15 protein-coding genes are annotated in these 16,835 nt (G+C 48.7%); 9 read left to right on the top strand and 6 right to left on the bottom strand.

Annotation, left to right across the window (positions count from 1 at the left end):
* The 4 genes from SHK35_RS12780 to SHK35_RS12765 all read left to right on the top strand — a co-directional run.
* Nucleotides 1-461, top strand: a 461-nt coding sequence (locus tag SHK35_RS12780) for a DUF1653 domain-containing protein (RefSeq protein ID WP_318710070.1), incomplete at its 5' end; no start/stop codon positions are given.
* Nucleotides 462-523: 62 nt separating this feature from the next.
* Nucleotides 524-1,459: a 5'-nucleotidase gene (locus tag SHK35_RS12775; protein WP_318710069.1), complete on the top strand. Its 936-nt coding sequence runs from the start codon at nt 524-526 to the stop codon at nt 1,457-1,459.
* Between the two features lie 9 nt (nt 1,460-1,468).
* Nucleotides 1,469-3,256 carry an A/G-specific adenine glycosylase gene (gene mutY / locus SHK35_RS12770; RefSeq protein ID WP_318710068.1) on the top strand — a complete coding sequence of 596 codons (1,788 nt, stop codon included), beginning with the start codon at nt 1,469-1,471 and terminating at the stop codon, nt 3,254-3,256.
* A 4-nt stretch (nt 3,257-3,260) separates the two neighbouring features.
* Nucleotides 3,261-4,289 carry a glycosyltransferase family 2 protein gene (locus tag SHK35_RS12765; RefSeq protein ID WP_318710067.1) on the top strand — a complete coding sequence of 343 codons (1,029 nt, stop codon included), beginning with the start codon at nt 3,261-3,263 and terminating at the stop codon, nt 4,287-4,289.
* 18 nt (nt 4,290-4,307) lie between these two features.
* Here SHK35_RS12765 and SHK35_RS12760 read toward each other — a convergent pair whose 3' ends face one another.
* The 4 genes from SHK35_RS12760 to SHK35_RS12745 all read right to left on the bottom strand — a co-directional run bounded on the left by SHK35_RS12760 (nt 4,308) and on the right by SHK35_RS12745 (nt 7,848).
* The gene (locus SHK35_RS12760; protein ID WP_334303691.1) at nt 4,308-5,372 is read right to left on the bottom strand and encodes an MATE family efflux transporter; all 1,065 of its coding nucleotides are present in this window, start codon (nt 5,370-5,372) and stop codon (nt 4,308-4,310) included.
* An 82-nt stretch (nt 5,373-5,454) separates the two neighbouring features.
* Nucleotides 5,455-5,868: a response regulator gene (locus SHK35_RS12755; protein ID WP_318710064.1), complete on the bottom strand. Its 414-nt coding sequence runs from the start codon at nt 5,866-5,868 to the stop codon at nt 5,455-5,457.
* A gap of 202 nt (nt 5,869-6,070) precedes the next feature.
* On the bottom strand, nt 6,071-6,754 hold the full coding sequence (locus SHK35_RS12750) for a phosphatase PAP2 family protein (RefSeq protein WP_318702959.1): 684 nt from the start codon (nt 6,752-6,754) through the stop codon (nt 6,071-6,073).
* Nucleotides 6,755-6,918: 164 nt separating this feature from the next.
* Entirely contained in the window at nt 6,919-7,848 is a 930-nt protein-coding gene (locus SHK35_RS12745) for a diacylglycerol/lipid kinase family protein (RefSeq protein ID WP_318710063.1), read from the bottom strand.
* Nucleotides 7,849-8,014: 166 nt separating this feature from the next.
* Between SHK35_RS12745 and glyA the strand changes: the two genes are divergently transcribed.
* From glyA to SHK35_RS12720, 5 genes are all read left to right on the top strand, one after another.
* Entirely contained in the window at nt 8,015-9,253 is a 1,239-nt protein-coding gene (gene glyA, locus SHK35_RS12740; protein WP_318702961.1) for a serine hydroxymethyltransferase, read from the top strand.
* Nucleotides 9,254-9,454: 201 nt separating this feature from the next.
* Entirely contained in the window at nt 9,455-9,898 is a 444-nt protein-coding gene (locus SHK35_RS12735; protein WP_318702962.1) for an ACT domain-containing protein, read from the top strand.
* 38 nt (nt 9,899-9,936) lie between these two features.
* Nucleotides 9,937-11,148, top strand: coding sequence for a homoserine dehydrogenase (locus SHK35_RS12730; protein WP_318710061.1), 1,212 nt, complete (start codon nt 9,937-9,939; stop codon nt 11,146-11,148).
* A 10-nt stretch (nt 11,149-11,158) separates the two neighbouring features.
* Entirely contained in the window at nt 11,159-12,361 is a 1,203-nt protein-coding gene (locus tag SHK35_RS12725; RefSeq protein ID WP_318710058.1) for a cofactor-independent phosphoglycerate mutase, read from the top strand.
* A gap of 62 nt (nt 12,362-12,423) precedes the next feature.
* Entirely contained in the window at nt 12,424-13,743 is a 1,320-nt protein-coding gene (locus SHK35_RS12720; protein ID WP_318710057.1) for an aspartate kinase, read from the top strand.
* Nucleotides 13,744-14,402: 659 nt separating this feature from the next.
* Here SHK35_RS12720 and SHK35_RS12715 read toward each other — a convergent pair.
* Nucleotides 14,403-15,707 carry an ATP-binding protein gene (locus tag SHK35_RS12715; RefSeq protein WP_318702966.1) on the bottom strand — a complete coding sequence of 435 codons (1,305 nt, stop codon included), beginning with the start codon at nt 15,705-15,707 and terminating at the stop codon, nt 14,403-14,405.
* 96 nt (nt 15,708-15,803) lie between these two features.
* Nucleotides 15,804-16,835 (bottom strand): hypothetical protein (locus SHK35_RS12710; protein WP_318710056.1); only part of this gene is annotated, 1,032 nt, incomplete at its 5' end.

Here is a 16,835-nt window from a genome sequence, read left to right as displayed (position 1 = left end):
ACTTTAAGACCTATGCGAGACCACTTGATATGTTCATAAGCCGGGTGGACAGGGAAAAATATCCGGATGCGGTTCAGGAGTACCGCTTCGAGCTGCAGGGCGCCGACAGCCAAAGGCAAAAGGAGCGGCTGGAGCAGCCGGAGCCGCTTGACCGGTCCGAGACGAGTCGGCAGCCGGAGCCGCCTGACCGGCCTGAGATAAGTCGGCAGCCGGAGCCGCCGGAGTCTGAGGAACAGGTCACGCTGGATCCTCTTGTCTTGGAATTTTTGGACGCGGACTCCTACGAACAGCGTTTGAATATTCTGGCAGGACTTCATCACCGTATCACGGACGATATGATTACCACTATGGCAATCGCCTGTGACATTGAAGTAAACGACGGGGATGTGGAGGAACGGTATGAAGCGCTGAAGAATTGCCTGCTTACGCTGGAGAAATACGAGTGCAACCGTCTGCGGTAAAAGTCCTTTTGGCAGACGGCGCGAGGCCTTTGACTGGAAGCTTCCCGGAAAGGAGCCTTTATATGCGCAAAGAGAAGCCGAAATTGGTCATAGGTGTTTCCACCAGAGCATTGTTTGATCTGAGTGTGGAAAATGAAATATATGAGACAAAGGGTGTGGAAGCATACTGCAGGTATCAGGCAGAGCACGAAAAGGATATTTTAAAGCCGGGTCCTGGCTTTCGCCTGATTAAGGCCCTTCTTGGGCTGAACGAATGTGGGAAAAAGGAAAAGCTGGTGGAGGTAATCGTCATGTCCCGCAACAGTCCCGGGGCGTCCCTGCGGGTGTTTCGCTCCATCGAGGCGTATGGGCTGCCCATCCTGCGGGCGGTGCTGGCAAGCGGCTCGTCCCTGGCTCCTTATCTGAGCGCTTTTAAAACGGATCTTTTTTTGTCCGCCCATGAGGATGATGTGCAGAGCGCTGTGGACAACGGCATTGCAGCCGGCATCATCTGTACGGAAAATGACAGCAGCCCGTTTCAGGACTGTGGGGAAAAGGCAGATCAGATACGGATTGCCTTTGACGGCGACGCAGTGCTCTTTACGGATCAGTCAGAGCGTATTTTTAAGGAGAAGGGGCTTCATGCTTTTTCGGAAAATGAGAGGCTGAATGCTCAAAAGCCCTTGGAAGCCGGTCCCTTTGCGGGCTTTTTGAAAAAACTTTCGAGCATAAAGGAGGAGCTTGGGCCGGAAAATTGTCCCATCCGCACGGCTTTGGTCACCTCCAGGTGCGCTCCGGCCCATGAGAGGGTGATCCGCACTCTGCAGGCCTGGGGCGTGAAGGTGGACGAGGCCTTCTTTCTGGGCGGTCTGGAAAAAAGAGAAGTGCTCAAGGCCTTTGGAGCGCAGATTTTTTTTGACGATCAGATCATACATACCCTGAGCGCGGCCAGGGATGTTCCCGCGGCAAGGGTGCCTTACCCCAGAGCCAGCGGGATGGGGGACTATTTTGGAAAGTGAGAAGTTTTCATGAAATACGAGCATATGGCAGAGGCAGAGTTTTTGGAGCGGCCAAACCGCTTTGTGGCTTATGTGCTGCTTGCGGGCAGAAAAGAAAAGGTACATGTGAAAAATACGGGACGCTGCAGGGAGCTGTTAAGGAAAGGGGCCAGGGTATGGCTGGCTCAAAGCCCCAATCCAAACAGAAGCACAAGGTACGATCTTGTGGCTGTAAAAAAGGGGGAGCGTCTTATAAATATGGATTCTCAGGCGCCCAATAAGGCCGTGGAGGAGTGGCTTTACAAAAAGGAGCTCTTTCCCGGTCTTGTTTTGGTGCGTCCGGAGACAAGGTATGGGAATTCCCGGTTTGATTTTTATGTGGAGACCGAAGAGGAAAAAATATTTATCGAGGTAAAGGGCGTTACCCTGGAGGAGGATGGGGTGGTGCGTTTTCCGGATGCTCCCTCCGAACGGGCTGTGAAGCATGTGGAGGAGCTGATAGCTGCCAGACAGGACGGATACCGGGTTTTTGTGCTTTTTGTGATTCAGATGAAGGGGGTGAAATACTTTGCCCCCAACAAAGCCACCCATCCTGCGTTTGCAGAGGCTCTGAAGAGAGCAAAGGAGGCGGGGGTGGAGCTTTTGGCCTATGACTGCCAGGTGACACAGGATTCCATGAGCCTGAACGCCCCCGTTCCCGTATGTCTGGAGGAGAGCACCTCTGAGGATATCCTTTTTCAGATCACGGAACCGCTTTTAAAATGGTATGACGCCAACAGACGAATACTGCCCTGGCGGGAGCAGGTGACGCCCTACCGGGTGTGGGTTTCCGAGATCATGCTCCAGCAGACCCGGGTGGAGGCGGTAAAGCCTTACTATGAACGATTTATGGAGACCTTGCCGGATATCGGCGCTTTGGCCCGGGCAGAAGAGGAGGTGCTGTTAAAGCTGTGGGAGGGTCTGGGCTATTATAACAGGGTGCGCAACATGCAGAAAGCGGCTGTGCAGATTATGGAGGAATACGGGGGCAGGATGCCGGATACGGTGGAGGAGCTCTTAAGGCTTAAAGGGATAGGCAGCTATACGGCCGGAGCCATTGCCTCTATTGCCTATGGGCGCAGAGCGCCCGCCGTGGATGGAAATGTGCTCAGAGTGGTGTCACGGCTTCGAAGGGATGAACGGCTCATAAGCGACCCCAAGGTAAAGACCGCTGTGGAGAAGGACCTGCTTTTGGTGATGCCAAAGGACAGACCCGGAGACTTCAATCAGGCTATGATGGAAATTGGGGCCACAGTCTGCATTCCAAACGGAGCCCCACGGTGTGAGGCTTGTCCCCTGGGAGAAATCTGCATGGCCCACAGGACGAAAACGGAAGCCTCTTATCCGAAAAAAGCGGCTAAAAAGCCCAGAACCATAGAAGAAAAGACCGTGCTTGTGATACAGGATGAAAATAAGACCGTCATCAAAAAAAGGCCGGGTAAAGGGCTGCTTGCGGGAATGTATGAATTTCCTTCCATGGAGGGCTTTCGAAGCGCGAAAGAGGTGGGAAGGTTTTTAGCGGAAAACGGCTTAAAGATGATACGGATTAAACCCCTGGAGGAGGCTAAGCACATATTTACCCACAAGGAATGGCATATGAAGGGGTATCTGGTCAGGGTGGACGAGCTGGAGCCTAAGCTGCCTGAAAAAAATAAGGAGCACTGGCTTTTTATCGAGCCTGCGGAGACGAAAAGCCAATATCCTATACCATCGGCATTTGCCGCATATACAAAATATCTAAGCATGAAATTAGGAAAAGAGAGATATCGGGAGGAGTGAGCTGATGAAATTATTGTCAATAGCAGTACCCTGCTACAATTCTGAAAACTACATGAGAAAGTGTATTGATTCCCTTCTCACAGGAGGAGAGGATGTGGAGATTCTCATTGTGGACGACGGTTCCTTTAAGGACAAAACGGCGCAGATCGCTGATGAATACGCAGAGCGGTTTCCCACCATTGTGAAGGCCATACACAAGGAGAACGGAGGCCACGGCTCGGCGGTGAACACAGGAATTGCAAACGCTTCCGGCCTTTATTTTAAGGTAGTGGACAGCGACGACTGGGTGAAGGAGGATGCTTATCTTAAGATACTTTCCACCTTAAGAGAGCTTGCGGGGGGCGCAGCTGCCCTGGATATGCTTGTCAGCAATTTTGTCTATGAAAAGGAAGGGGAGAAGAGACGCAAGGTAATGCACTACCATCATATTCTTCCCAAGGACAAGCTGTTTACCTGGGAGGACTGCAGACATTTTACAAAGGGCCATTACATCCTGATGCACTCCGTAATCTTCCGCACCAAACTGTTACAGGAGAGCGGAATCAAGCTTCCGGAGCACACCTTTTATGTGGACAATTTATATGTGTTTGAGCCCCTTCCCTATGTGAAGAATATGTATTATCTGGATGTGAATTTTTACCGCTATTACATCGGCCGGGTGGATCAGTCGGTGAACGAGGGCATCATGATTTCCCGTATCGACCAGCAGATCAAGGTCAATAAGATCATGATTGATTATTTTGTGGATCGAAAGCAGGAGCTTCTCAAGAATAAGAAACTGTACCAGTACATGAGAAACTATCTGGAGATTATCACCACAGTCTCCTCTGTTCTTTTGATCCGCGCCGACACCAGGGAGCATTTGGAAAAGAAAGCGGAGCTGTGGCAGTATTTAAAGAGTAAGGATAAAATGTTGTATTTCTGGATGCGCAACGGCATCATGGGAGGCACTATGAACCTCCCGGGCAGGGGAGGACGGAAAATTTCCGTGGAGGGCTATAAAATCTGCCAGAAGCTTTTTGGATTTAACTGAAAAATATTTTGTGTCTTTTTACGCGGTTTTTGTATTGAGCTCCTTGTATGTGCCCAAGATCAGAAAAACCGCCACGAGAAAGGTTAAAAAATCCGATACCGGCATGGAGAAAAGGACGCCGTCCAGTCCGAAGAACACTGGCAGAAGAAGCGCAAATCCAACACCGAATACAACCTCACGTATCATGGAAAGGGCGGTTGACGCAGCCGCCTTTCCCATTGCCTGTAAAAAGATGAAGCACGCCTTATTGATGCAGGCCGGTACAATCATACATAAGTAAATCCGGAATGCGTGAACGGCAAAGGCAGTATAATAGCTGCTTTCATTGGCGGCGCCAAAGATAGAGATCAGCTGCCTGGGGAAAAACTCCACAAGAAGAAAGGCGATTACGCCTACGGCAGCTTCTGCAGTCAACAGCCTGGTGAATAGCTCTTTGACACGGAGCTTGTTTCCCGCCCCTATATTAAAGCCCACAATGGGAATACATCCGGCGGCCATTCCCGCTACAATGGAAATGATAATCTGGAAGAATTTCATAACGATGCCTACAACTGCCATTGGTATCTGCGCATACTGGGGCTGTCCAAAGATGGGATCGGAGGCTCCGTATTTGCGGAGCATATTATTGATAGCCGCCATGGCTGCCACCAGGGAGATCTGGGAGAAAAAGCTTGTGATGCCCAAAAGCAGCGTTCTGCCGCAGATTCTGCGGTTTATGACGAAATCCTTCCCGGACAGTTTAATAATTTTCATATGCAGGAGATACCAGATGGAAAGAACAGCTGTAAGAACCTGTCCTATTACTGTGGCAGCCGCCGCACCCATCATGCCCCATTGAAAAATAAAAATGAAAATGTGGTCCAGGATTGTATTAGCCACCGCTCCGGCCAGTGTGGAGACCATGGCAAAGCCGGGACTTCCGTCCGCACGGATGATGGGGTTCATGGCCTGGCCAAACATATAAAAGGGTATGCCCAGGGTGATGTAGAAAAAGTATTCCTGTGAATAAGCAAAGGTTTCTTCATTTACAGTGCCGCCGAACATGGAAATAATCTGATTCTGAAAAATCAGATAGACTGCCATCAATACAAGAAAAATCTGATCGACAATATTATAAAGGGCGCCGACCAGAAGAGAAATGATGAGGGAACGGAATAGCGGGCCATCAATTTGCCCACAGGCTCTGTTTCCAGATACTGATTTGAAGTTTCCATTGGAAGTTACCTCCGTAAAATAAAATAAAAAACGTGCAGCCTTCAACTGGGTTTACGCAGTGAATGCTACACGTTCTTTTTTTATTATATGAATTTTGCCCGATTATTTCAAAGGCAAAAATGCACAAAATTTCTTCCTTTCCTCCGGGCTGCTCCTGGGGAAAGCTGTCTGCTTTTGCCAGCTCGTATCCGTTTCTCTTTTGCATCATTACATCCAGAATCAGCAGATCGTAAACGCCAAGCTGAGCGTATTCCTCCCCCGATTCCCCATCGTAGGCCACATCTACTGTAAACCCATTTTTGGCAAGCAGCGCCTGCAGGGAATCGGCCAACAGGATTTCGTCCTCAACAATCAATATTTTCAAGACGCCTCACCTCCCGAAGATTTATCTTATTATAATATAACAAAAAGCTGAATTAAAGCTGAAAATAACTGCCTTTAAAGGGTTTGGAACGTCGCTGTGTGTCTACTGTGAAATGACGGTAAAAATAAAAAGGGACGTGGCCTGGGCCATATCCCTCATTAAATCTGTACCGTAATTTTTGATGCCTGCTGATCTGTACTTCTCAGCTGATCTGGGGCTTTGCATTCTTTCTGGAGCGCAGGGCTCTGATTGCCATAACCAGATCATAACGGTAAACAACCAGATACATCACAGCCGCCATGGCAAACGCGGTGAGCACGTCGAACATGGAGTGCTGCTTTAAAAATACCGTTGACATGATAATGGAACAGCAAAGCAGCAAAGAGCACAGACGCAGGCCCCGCTTGTTTTCAAATTCCTTGCTGCGTATGATGGCAAAATGGGCTCCCAGAGAGTTGTACACATGAATGCTGGGCCAGAGGTTTGTGGAGGTATCCGTCTGCCACAAAAGCTCTACCATGTGGGTAAAAATGTTATCTCTTGGAAGGACGGCGGGCCTTAAATGATGGCCGTTCGGCCACAGGGTGGATACGATCAGGAAAATAGTCATGCCCGTAAACAAAAAAATACATGTCCTGTAGTAATCCGTCTTATTTTTGAAAAAGAAAAACAAAACCACCGCAGCCACATAAACAAACCACAGCAGATAAGGTATGATAAATACCTCCAGGAAAGGGATGTAGTCGTCCACGGCCATATGTATCACGTGGTATCCCTTGGTAACTGTTTTTTCCAGATGCGCAAACCAAGACAGATAGATTATGCCATATAAAATAAGAGGAATGCCATGCTTATACTTTAAATAGAAATTTTTCAAGTTTTTCATACGAAACCTCCATGCAGCCGCAGCCTGCTTAAAAAAACCAAAACTTTTGCCACAAACAGCTGTTTTTAAAGACAATTTAAGTATAGCCTGAAAAAAATAAAAATCAATGCCTTTTTCCAATACTTAAGCAATCTTAAGAAAAGCTTTAGGTTTGTATTTTCCTGTTACGGCACAATGAGCCTGAGGGCCTTTGACAGGCAGGATACCGAAAAAGAGCAGCTTTTCTGCGTAACCTCGCCGTCTGTGTGCACCCAGAGGGGAGAGGTGGTCTGAATCTGCAGGGAGGCCGCCTGATAGGCCTCGATGCCTTTGGCAAAATAATGCCTGCCCCAGAAGGCGGTGGGAAGGGCAAAGAGCACCAGAAGCTTGGGGATATCCCCTGCGGCGCACAGGCTTAAGAGTCCGTCCTGGGCGTCTGCGCCGGGACAGAACATGAAGCCGCCGCCCTCGTAGGGGTGTATCATGCAGGTCACAAACAACAGTCTTTGGATATGTACCGGAGGCCTGTCCTCAAAGGAAAGCTGGCAGGAAACCTTTTTTGCGGCTAACAGCTGCTTTAGGGCGATGACCAGATAGGTCAGCTTTCCAAGCCCCAGCTTGTTTAACACAGTTTTCATGGGAGAGTGGAGGGCTTCCCTGCACACGGCCGCATCAAAGCCAACGCCGCAGCTGACGGCAAACAGCCTTTTTTTGCCGTCTGCGTAGGTGATGCAGCCCAGGTCCAGGGAAGCGGCGTTTGCGCCTTTTAGGATCAAATCCAGGGCGTCCAGGGGATTTTTGGGGAGCTTTAACGCTCTGGCAAGATCGTTGCTGGACCCGGTGGGAATATAGCCAAGCACCACTCTGGAGAGCTCTCTCATGCCTGAAAGAGCCTCATTTACGGTGCCGTCTCCGCCCAGTATGATCAGCCGAAGAAGCCCTTCGGGATGCAGGGAGAAGATTTGTGCCGTGATATCTGCGATCTCACCGGGTGCGTTGGAGAAGTAAGAGCGGTAGGAGATTTTTCTCTCACGCAGGGCGGGCTCGATTTGTTTTTTCCATATTTTAAGTCCTCTGCCTGAACGGGAGGCCGGATTGATGATAATGTGATACATAATAAAACCTCTTTTCCCACCCATTGTACCAGCTTCGGAGGTTTTCGTAAATAAATTCATTTTTTTATTTCCATTCCCTATATTCTATGCTATAATCAAACTCAGAATTTTATCACACTAAAGCGTGAAAAAGACGGTGAGACCATTTAGAGGAGGATTTAACTTTATGTATTCATTGGATGAAGTGTGGAATGAGGACCCGGAGATTGCCCAGGCCATTGTGGATGAGCAGGCGAGGCAGAACAGCCATATAGAGCTGATTGCTTCCGAAAACTGGGTGAGTAAGGCTGTGATGGCAGCCATGGGAAGTCCGTTGACCAATAAGTATGCGGAGGGCTATCCGGGCAAGCGCTATTACGGCGGCTGCGAATGTGTGGATGTTGTGGAAAATCTGGCTATTGACAGGGCAAAGGAGCTGTTTGGCTGCGACTACGCAAATGTACAGCCCCATTCCGGCGCCCAGGCCAATATGGCGGTGCAGTTTGCCGTGTGCAAGCCCGGCGACACCATTATGGGAATGAACTTAGACCACGGCGGACATCTGACCCACGGAAGCCCGGTCAACATGTCGGGAAAGTATTTCCATATTGTGCCCTACGGTGTGAACGACGATGGCTTTATCGATTATGACAGACTGCGCGAGATCGCCCTGGAGGCAAAGCCCAAGATGATTATAGCGGGAGCGTCCGCTTATGCCCGTACCATTGACTTTGCAAAATTCCGCCAGGTGGCGGATGAGGTGGGAGCGGTTCTCATGGTGGACATGGCCCATATCGCTGGCCTTGTGGCGGCTGGACTGCATCCAAGCCCCATTCCCTATGCGGATGTGGTGACCACCACCACCCACAAAACCCTGAGAGGCCCCAGGGGCGGTCTGATTCTTTCCAATAAGGAAGCAAACGAAAAGTATAATTTCAATAAGGCCATTTTCCCCGGTATTCAGGGAGGCCCTCTCATGCACGTGATTGCCGCCAAGGCAGTGTGCTTTAAGGAGGCCTTAAGCGATGAATTTAAGGTTTATCAAAAGGGCATTATCGACAATGCCCAGGCATTGTGCAAGGGCCTGATAGAAAGAGGAATCAAGATCGTATCCGGCGGCACGGACAATCATCTGATGCTGGTGGATCTGACAAACTTCGGCCTTACGGGCAAGGCGGTGGAAAAGCTCCTGGATGCGGCGCACATCACCTGCAATAAGAACACCATTCCCAACGATCCCCAGTCTCCCTTTGTGACCAGCGGCATCCGTCTTGGCACACCGGCGGTAACCTCCAGAGGCATGAATACACAGGACATGGACAAAATTGCCGAGGCTATCGCCATGGTAATCAAGGGCGGCCAGGAAAAGACCGCCGAGGCAAGAGCCATCGTACAGACGCTTACAGACAAATATCCTTTGAATTAACCAATATAAAAGTGCGGCAGGGCCAAGGCCTTGCCGTTTCTTTTTGTAATTTCGTGGAGAAAAAGCTTGCGTTTCTGTCAGCATTGTGCTAGAATATCTTCCGTCAGCAGACAACTGTACGCGATACAGAAACATTTTGCGAAGTGTTTCAATAGCATATACAATATATTTAATTGTTTGCAGAAAGCAGGAAATTGTTTTATGGGAGAAACGGCCAAGTACTTTGTGGTAAAGCAGAAGGCAGTGCCCGAGGTGCTCTTAAAGGTGGTGGAAGCGAAGCGGCTTCTGGAGTCGGAAAAGGTTCTGACCGTTCAGGAAGCGGTTGATGCGGTAGGTATCAGCCGCAGCTCCTTTTATAAGTATAAGGATGATATTTTTCAATTTCATGACAATTCCCAGGGAAAAACCTTTACCCTGACCTTTCAGATGGATGACGAGCCGGGGCTTTTGTCCGATGTGCTCAAGATCATTGCGGAATATCATGCTAATATTTTAACCATCCATCAGAGCATTCCCATTAATGGGATTGCATCCTTAAGCCTGAGTGTCCAGGTGCTGCAGACTACCGGGGACATTTCCCGAATGTTAGAGCAGATGGAGAACCAAAAGGGCGTACACCATGTAAAAATTTTAGCAAAAGAATGAGAAAATGTCCATAGCTTGGGGCAGAAAGGGAGGAATTTATGATAAATATAGCAGTACTGGGCTACGGCACGGTGGGAAGCGGTGTCGTGGAGGTGATCGAGAAGAACAAGGAGATGGTAAATAAAAAGGCCGCTCAGGAGCTGGATATTAAGTATATTCTGGATCTGAGAGATTTTCCCAATGATCCGTACGGCCATAAGGTGATTCATGATTTCAATCAGATTCTTAAGGACGATACGGTGACCATCGTCTGCGAGACCATGGGCGGCACAGGAGCGGCATATGAGTTTACAAAGCAGGCGCTGGAGAGAGGAAAAAGCGTCTGCACCTCCAACAAGGAGCTTGTGGCAAAGCATGGCCCGGAGCTTCTCTCCATAGCAAAGGCCCATAGCTGCAATTATCTGTTTGAGGCAAGCGTAGGGGGCGGCATCCCCATCATCAGGCCCTTAAACTATTCCCTCACAGCGGAAAAAATAGAGGCCATCACCGGTATCTTGAATGGCACCACCAATTACATTTTGAGTAAAATGGAAAGAGAGGGCGCCGATTTTGAGGAGGTGCTTAAGCGGGCACAGGAAAAGGGATATGCGGAGCGCAATCCCGAGGCTGATGTGGAGGGATATGACGCCTGCAGGAAAATCGCCATTCTCTCCTCCCTGATGCTGGGGAAGAACGTGGACAGCGAGAAGATATATACGGAGGGAATCACAAAAATTTCCGCAGCGGACTTTGCATATGCGAAGGCGGCGGGAAAGACCATCAAGCTTCTGGCAAGGAGCAAGACTGTTTCCGAGGATGAGGTGCTTGCAATGGTGGCGCCCTTTATGATCGATAAGGAGCATCCACTGTCCATGGTAAACGGTGTGTTTAACGCCGTGTTTGTCACCGGCAATATGCTGGGGGATTCCATGTATTACGGAAAGGGAGCTGGCAAGCTGCCCACCGCCAGCGCAGTGGTTTCAGATGTAATTGACTGTGCAAGGCATCCGGGCAGAGTGATTATGTGCTTCTGGGAACAGGAAAACGTCCGTCTTGCGGATGTTTCCCTGGAGGAAAGAAGCTTCTTTATCAGGGCAAGAGCCGGTTTCCAGAAGGAGATCGAAGAGGCGTTCCCCGGGGGAAGGCTGCTTTGTCTGGAGGGGAGAGAGCAGGACTTCGGCTATTTTACCCCTGTGATGCAAGAGAATGATTTCACCGGAAAATATGAGGCTCTGGCGGATAGAGTGCTTGGCAGAATCAGACTGCTCTAGGAGGAGAATTATGAAATATATTGTAGTGCTGGGCGACGGCATGGCTGATGAGCCCATAGAGGAGCTGGGGGGGAAAACGCCTCTGGCCTATGCGAAAACCCCCAATATGGACCGCCTGAGCAAGCTTTCGGAGATCGGCATGGTGCATACCATTCCCGACGGCATGAAGCCGGGCTCCGACACAGCCAATCTTTCCGTATTGGGATATGACCCCAAAATCTATTATTCCGGGCGTTCGCCCCTTGAGGCGCTGAGCATCGGCGTGCCCATGGAGGATACGGACATTGCCCTTCGCTGTAATATTGTGACTCTTTCCGAGGAGGAGGGTCCATTTGAAAAGCGGGTTATTATCGACCACAGCGCTTCGGAAATCAGCACAGAGGAATGCAGCGTGCTGCTTGAGGCGGCAGCCAGGCAGCTGGGGAATGATATCTATCGCTTTTATGTGGGAACAAGCTACAGGCACTGCCTGATCTGGAAGCAGGGACAGGTGGTGGAGCTGACTCCGCCCCATGATGTGCTGGGACAGGTGATCGGAGCGTATCTGCCCCAGGATAAGGCCCTTCGGGAAATGATGGAGAAAAGCTATGATATCCTGGTGAATCATCCTATCAACATAGAGCGGAAGAAAAAGGGCTTAAACCCGGCAAACTGCTGCTGGTTCTGGGGGGCTGGAACCAAACCCATGCTTTCCTCCTTTCAGGAAAAGACCGGTAAGAGAGGGATGATGGTTTCTGCGGTAGATCTGTTAAAGGGGATTGCCGTGGGAGCAGGCATGGGCGTCGCTTTGGTGGAGGGGGCAAACGGAGGCCTTCATACCAACTATGCCGGAAAGATGGAGGCGGCGGTAAAAGCCCTTACACAGGAGGGCTATGATTTTGCCTACATTCATGTGGAGGCCCCCGACGAGATGGGACATCAGGGAAGCGTGGAGCGAAAGGTTTTGGCCATCGAATACCTGGATGAGCGGGTGGTGGGCCCTGTTGTGGAAAAAATGGAGGCGGCCGGGGAGGATTTTCGCCTGCTTCTGCTTCCGGATCATCCTACGCCTATCCGGCTGCGCACACATACGGCAGAGGATGTGCCCTATATGCTGTACGACAGCACAAAGCCCGAACGCCATGACTGGGATTATAATGAAGAGGAAGGCTTAAAGAGCGGGAACCGGATTGCAGAGGGGCATCTGCTTATGGATTATTTCTTAGGCCTTTGAAAAGATGTGGAAGATAGCTTGGAAAGCTGAGAATATCAAGAGATAACGAGGAGTAAATGAAAATGGCAAAGGTAGTAAAATTCGGCGGAAGCTCCCTGGCGAGCGCAGAACAGTTTCAGAAGGCAGGCAGCATTATCCGGGCGGACCAGGAGCGGAGATATGTGGTTCCCTCCGCACCCGGCAAACGGTTTGACAAGGATGTGAAGGTGACGGATATGCTTTACGCCTGTTATGATCTGGCTTCTTCGGGGAAAGAATTTAAGGAGCAGCTGCGGGCCATCGAGGCCAGATATCAGGAGATTATCCAGGGACTTAAGCTTAAGCTTTCTTTAAAAGAGGAGTTTTTGACTATTGAAAAGAACTTTAACGCCGGAGCGGGCAGCAACTATGCGGCTTCCAGGGGAGAGTACTTAAACGGCATCATTATGGCGGATTATTTGGGCTATGAATTTATAGATGCGGCGGAAGTGATCTTTTTTAAGGAAAATGGGGAATTTGACGCGGATACTACCAACAAAGTCCTGTCTGAAAGACTGGCGGGCGTTGAGCGGGCGGTGATTCCCGGATTTTACGGCTCCATGCCGGACGGCAGGGTGAAAACCTTTTCCAGAGGAGGCTCGGACATCACCGGCTCCATCGTGGCGAAGGCGGTAAAGGCCGACGCCTATGAAAATTGGACAGATGTGTCTGGCTTTCTTGTGGCGGACCCCAGAATCATTGAAAATCCACAGGCCATCGAGGTGATTACCTACAGAGAGCTTCGGGAGCTTGCCTATATGGGAGCTACTGTGCTTCACGAGGAGGCCATTTTCCCGGTTCGTCAGGAAGGAATTCCCATCAACATACGAAACACCAATGCGCCGGAGGATGAAGGCACCTGGATTGTGGAGAGCACCTGTCAGAAATCCAGATATGTGATAACGGGCATCGCCGGAAAGAAGGGCTTTTGCTCCATCAATATTGAAAAGGATATGATGAATTCCGAAATCGGATTCGGGAGAAAGGTTCTGCAGATATTTGAGGAAAACGGTATCTCCTTTGAGCATGTTCCCTCGGGTATCGACACGCTGACGGTGTTTGTGCATCAGGATGAATTTGCCCACAAGGAGCAGAAGGTGGTAGCCGGACTGCATAGAGTGGTAAACCCGGATTCCATTGATATTGAGTCCGATCTTGCACTGATTGCTGTAGTGGGACGGGGGATGAAGTCCACCCGGGGAACCGCAGGGAGAATTTTCTCCGCTTTGGCCCACAGCAATGTAAACGTGAAGATGATTGATCAGGGCTCCTCGGAGCTGAACATTATTATCGGTGTGGATAATAAGGATTTTGAAACTGCCATCAAAGCAATTTATGATATTTTTGTAACCACCAGGCTGTAGGGAAAGCCTCATTTTCAATTCGTAGGTATATGCTCTAAGCAGCTTTTGGATCATGGTTTCTGCCATGGTTTATAAAGCAGCTGCTTAGAGCATTTTCTGTAAATAGAGAAAGAGCATTCCAGAGGTAAAATACAGAAAATATTGGGAAAATTGTCGAAAAATGTAAATGAATAAATACAAAATGCGAATAATGAAAAAATAGATAAGTTTTTAAAGAAATATGTTGACAAATGTAGAGGCATAGACTATAATAAAATCAACAAAAGAAAAGAGAAAAAGAAAACAGCAGAGGAAGGCTGAACAGCAAAGAAAAGCTGTAGAAAAAATCTAAGCAAAGGAGGTACGGTCCACCTAACACATAATTTTATGTATCATATAAATTAAAAATATTCTTCCATTGATGTACAAATGAATAAGGAACAAAAGAAAAGAAAAATCAAGTACACAGAAGAAAAGGTAACGAATCGCAAAAGAAGAAAGACATTGGACGTTACAGTACGCTAGTACAAAAGAGAAGTGGAAAGAGAACAAAAGAAGAAATGGAAGAAAGAAAATGGAGGAAGGTCCCTTGGATACAGCAGTCTGAGAGAGCGTATTGATTGAAAGATAATCGATACGCTCTTTTATTGTGCAAAGCATAGTACGACCTTTCCTTCTTATTATCCTCCTTCCCCAAACTTAGTATTTATTGCCCACAGCGGTAGATTCAGCAGCCAGTCTTCTTTTTTATAGTCTGCCATGGATGTGCGAATGGACAGCCGTGGCTGGAATTTCTCACGGTAAACTTTCAAACTCTTGGCCTGGAGATTAACCTCGGCTTTGACCTCAATTGGAATCACATCTTTACCGTTGTCGATGACAAAATCCACTTCCGCAGTTCCACGATCTGCAGTCCAATAGTAGATATTCAGCCCCTTGATAGTTTTAAGCTGCTGTAGGACATACTGCTCTGTTAGTGCTCCCTTGAATTCCTTAAACAGATCATTCCCATCCAGCAGCACATCCTGTCGCAGGCCCACCATGCAGGACAAAAGGCCCACATCCAGCAGAAACAGTTTGAATGCCTTCAAATCCTCATAGGCCTTTAACGGTAAACTGGGGGCGGAAACTCGATGTACCTTGTGGACAAGTCCGCAATCCGTCAGCCAGAGCATTGCCAGCTCATACTCCTTCGCCCGAGCCCCTTCTTTGATGAGACCATAGATAAACTTCTTATTCTCTTTTGCAAGCTGGGCCGGGATGCTGTTCCACAACATACGCACACGAGGCACCGTTTCATTGGGAGCATGCTTGGAGAAGTCCTGTTCATAAGCGGACAGAATGCGCTGTTGAATTTCCCGAACCTCATTGAAGTCCTGATTGTCTGCAAAAGCCTGGACGACTTCCGGCATACCGCCTACATAGTAGTACTGCTTCAGCAGATCGGAATAATCCTGCTTAAACATGGTGGCCATGTCAAAATCGCCCTGCCGCAGCAGTTCTACATAGCGCTCCTTCCCCATAGCAATGAGAAATTCAGAGAAGGAGAGTGGATAAAGATCAAGAAACTCCACCTTTCCAACGGGAAACGAGGTCCCCTGATGCAGTGCAACACCCAATAGACTACCGGCACAGATGATTTGATATTGAGGTGCGTCCTCATTGAAGTACTTGAGACTGGTCAACGCAGTCGGCACTTCTTGCACCTCGTCGAAAATCAGAAGGGTATTAGATGGGTCAATCTTATGCCCCGCATAGAGTTCTAAACCTGTCACCAGTCGATCTGCCGCAAGGCTCCCCTTGAACAAATTACGCATCCGTTCATTATTGTCAAAATTGATATAAACTGTAGATTCGTATTCAGCAGCACCAAAGGCTTTCATGAGCCAGGTTTTTCCTACCTGGCGGGCGCCGCGAATAACAAGCGGCTTTCGATGCTTTTTTTCTTTCCATTTTTGCAGCTGCTCCATGACAGTACGATACATGCCATCACCTCTCAAAAATTCTAACCGTATTATAGCACATATTTACAAAAAATCAAACGAGTTTTGCGCTGATCGTACATTTTTCAGGGGTTTTGTCTACGCCCCAAGATTCTTCTCATTTCGTATGGAAACACCGTAACGGAGTGTCTTGTATATTGTTGCACCTATTTCAAACAGGGTAATCGCAACAATAAATGTAAGAAGTCCATTGGATACCATATCAGCATTCCAGTAAGTGAGGAATCTGGCGCCGGAATCTGCTTTATCGCCCAATGCCATCTCAAGTTCAAGCGCAAAATTCGGATTCCAAATGGGTAAAACCTTCAGCACAACAATGCCAAGCAGAATTTGAAGCACCCCGCACACTATATTGCTGATCATTACCAGGCTGCAGTAGACCCCGACAATCAGGCGTAATATCTCGTCTGCAAGACCAATCAGCAGACTTAGTATAAAGACGGGAAGAACGATTTCCCATTGCTCCAGATTGAAAATGGGCACGGTGGTTACAGTTTCGCCCTCAGTAAGGAACGCAGCAAAGAAATTGGGGGCAAAAATCAGCAATACACTGAAAATAACGATAAACACAATGCCTGCAATGCTGTCGCCCCGACTTATAATTGCTTTTTTATCGGGCACAGGCTCCAAAAATTTTGGCGTCCACCGAAAGGCCGCTGTTTTCTTTTCCTCTGACAGACTTTTTACCGACCACTTTTCCGCTTTCTTCATCTCTAACTGAATCTTTTTTCTCTCCATGATGGCGAAAGTCAAGGTCACTGCACCGAATGCGGTCACACAGGACAGGAGAGCATCCGTAATCCCGGCAGTCAGACCGCTGACAATAGCGCGGATAATAACAGGGGCAGCGCTCTGGGAAGTAACCGCGGGCATTTCTCCTATGGCATTTATCAGAGAAATCCCCAAAATTGGTATGGCAGCGCAGATGAAAACCACCCTGACAAACCACAGATAGGTGTCAAAATATTCCGGCCCAATCAGATATCTTTGATCGCTCTGATATTGTTTGGCAAATTCAGCAGGATCGCCAAGCTCAGTCAGCACCTCTTCCATAGAGCCTTTATCCGTATACATATCGCTGATCAGCTCTTCCAGCTCCATACGCACTTC

The organism is Candidatus Acetatifactor stercoripullorum, from assembly GCF_944382095.1.
In the GTDB taxonomy this organism is placed as follows: domain Bacteria; phylum Bacillota; class Clostridia; order Lachnospirales; family Lachnospiraceae; genus Acetatifactor; species Acetatifactor stercoripullorum.
The sequence above is the reverse complement of the archived record's forward strand: the minus strand, read 5'-3'. Positions and strand labels throughout refer to the sequence as shown.

Excerpts from the sequence above, each read along its gene's own strand:
- SHK35_RS12775 (WP_318710069.1), top strand. The coding sequence starts at position 524 with ATGCGCAAAGAGAAGCCGAAATTGGTCATAGGTGTTTCCACCAGAGCA.
- mutY (WP_318710068.1), top strand. The coding sequence starts at position 1,469 with ATGAAATACGAGCATATGGCAGAGGCAGAGTTTTTGGAGCGGCCAAAC.
- SHK35_RS12765 (WP_318710067.1), top strand. The coding sequence starts at position 3,261 with ATGAAATTATTGTCAATAGCAGTACCCTGCTACAATTCTGAAAACTAC.
- SHK35_RS12760 (WP_334303691.1), bottom strand. The coding sequence starts at position 5,372 with ATGGCAGTCTATCTGATTTTTCAGAATCAGATTATTTCCATGTTCGGC.
- SHK35_RS12750 (WP_318702959.1), bottom strand. The coding sequence starts at position 6,754 with ATGAAAAACTTGAAAAATTTCTATTTAAAGTATAAGCATGGCATTCCT.
- SHK35_RS12745 (WP_318710063.1), bottom strand. The coding sequence starts at position 7,848 with ATGTATCACATTATCATCAATCCGGCCTCCCGTTCAGGCAGAGGACTT.
- glyA (WP_318702961.1), top strand. The coding sequence starts at position 8,015 with ATGTATTCATTGGATGAAGTGTGGAATGAGGACCCGGAGATTGCCCAG.
- SHK35_RS12735 (WP_318702962.1), top strand. The coding sequence starts at position 9,455 with ATGGGAGAAACGGCCAAGTACTTTGTGGTAAAGCAGAAGGCAGTGCCC.
- SHK35_RS12730 (WP_318710061.1), top strand. The coding sequence starts at position 9,937 with ATGATAAATATAGCAGTACTGGGCTACGGCACGGTGGGAAGCGGTGTC.
- SHK35_RS12725 (WP_318710058.1), top strand. The coding sequence starts at position 11,159 with ATGAAATATATTGTAGTGCTGGGCGACGGCATGGCTGATGAGCCCATA.
- SHK35_RS12720 (WP_318710057.1), top strand. The coding sequence starts at position 12,424 with ATGGCAAAGGTAGTAAAATTCGGCGGAAGCTCCCTGGCGAGCGCAGAA.
- SHK35_RS12715 (WP_318702966.1), bottom strand. The coding sequence starts at position 15,707 with ATGTATCGTACTGTCATGGAGCAGCTGCAAAAATGGAAAGAAAAAAAG.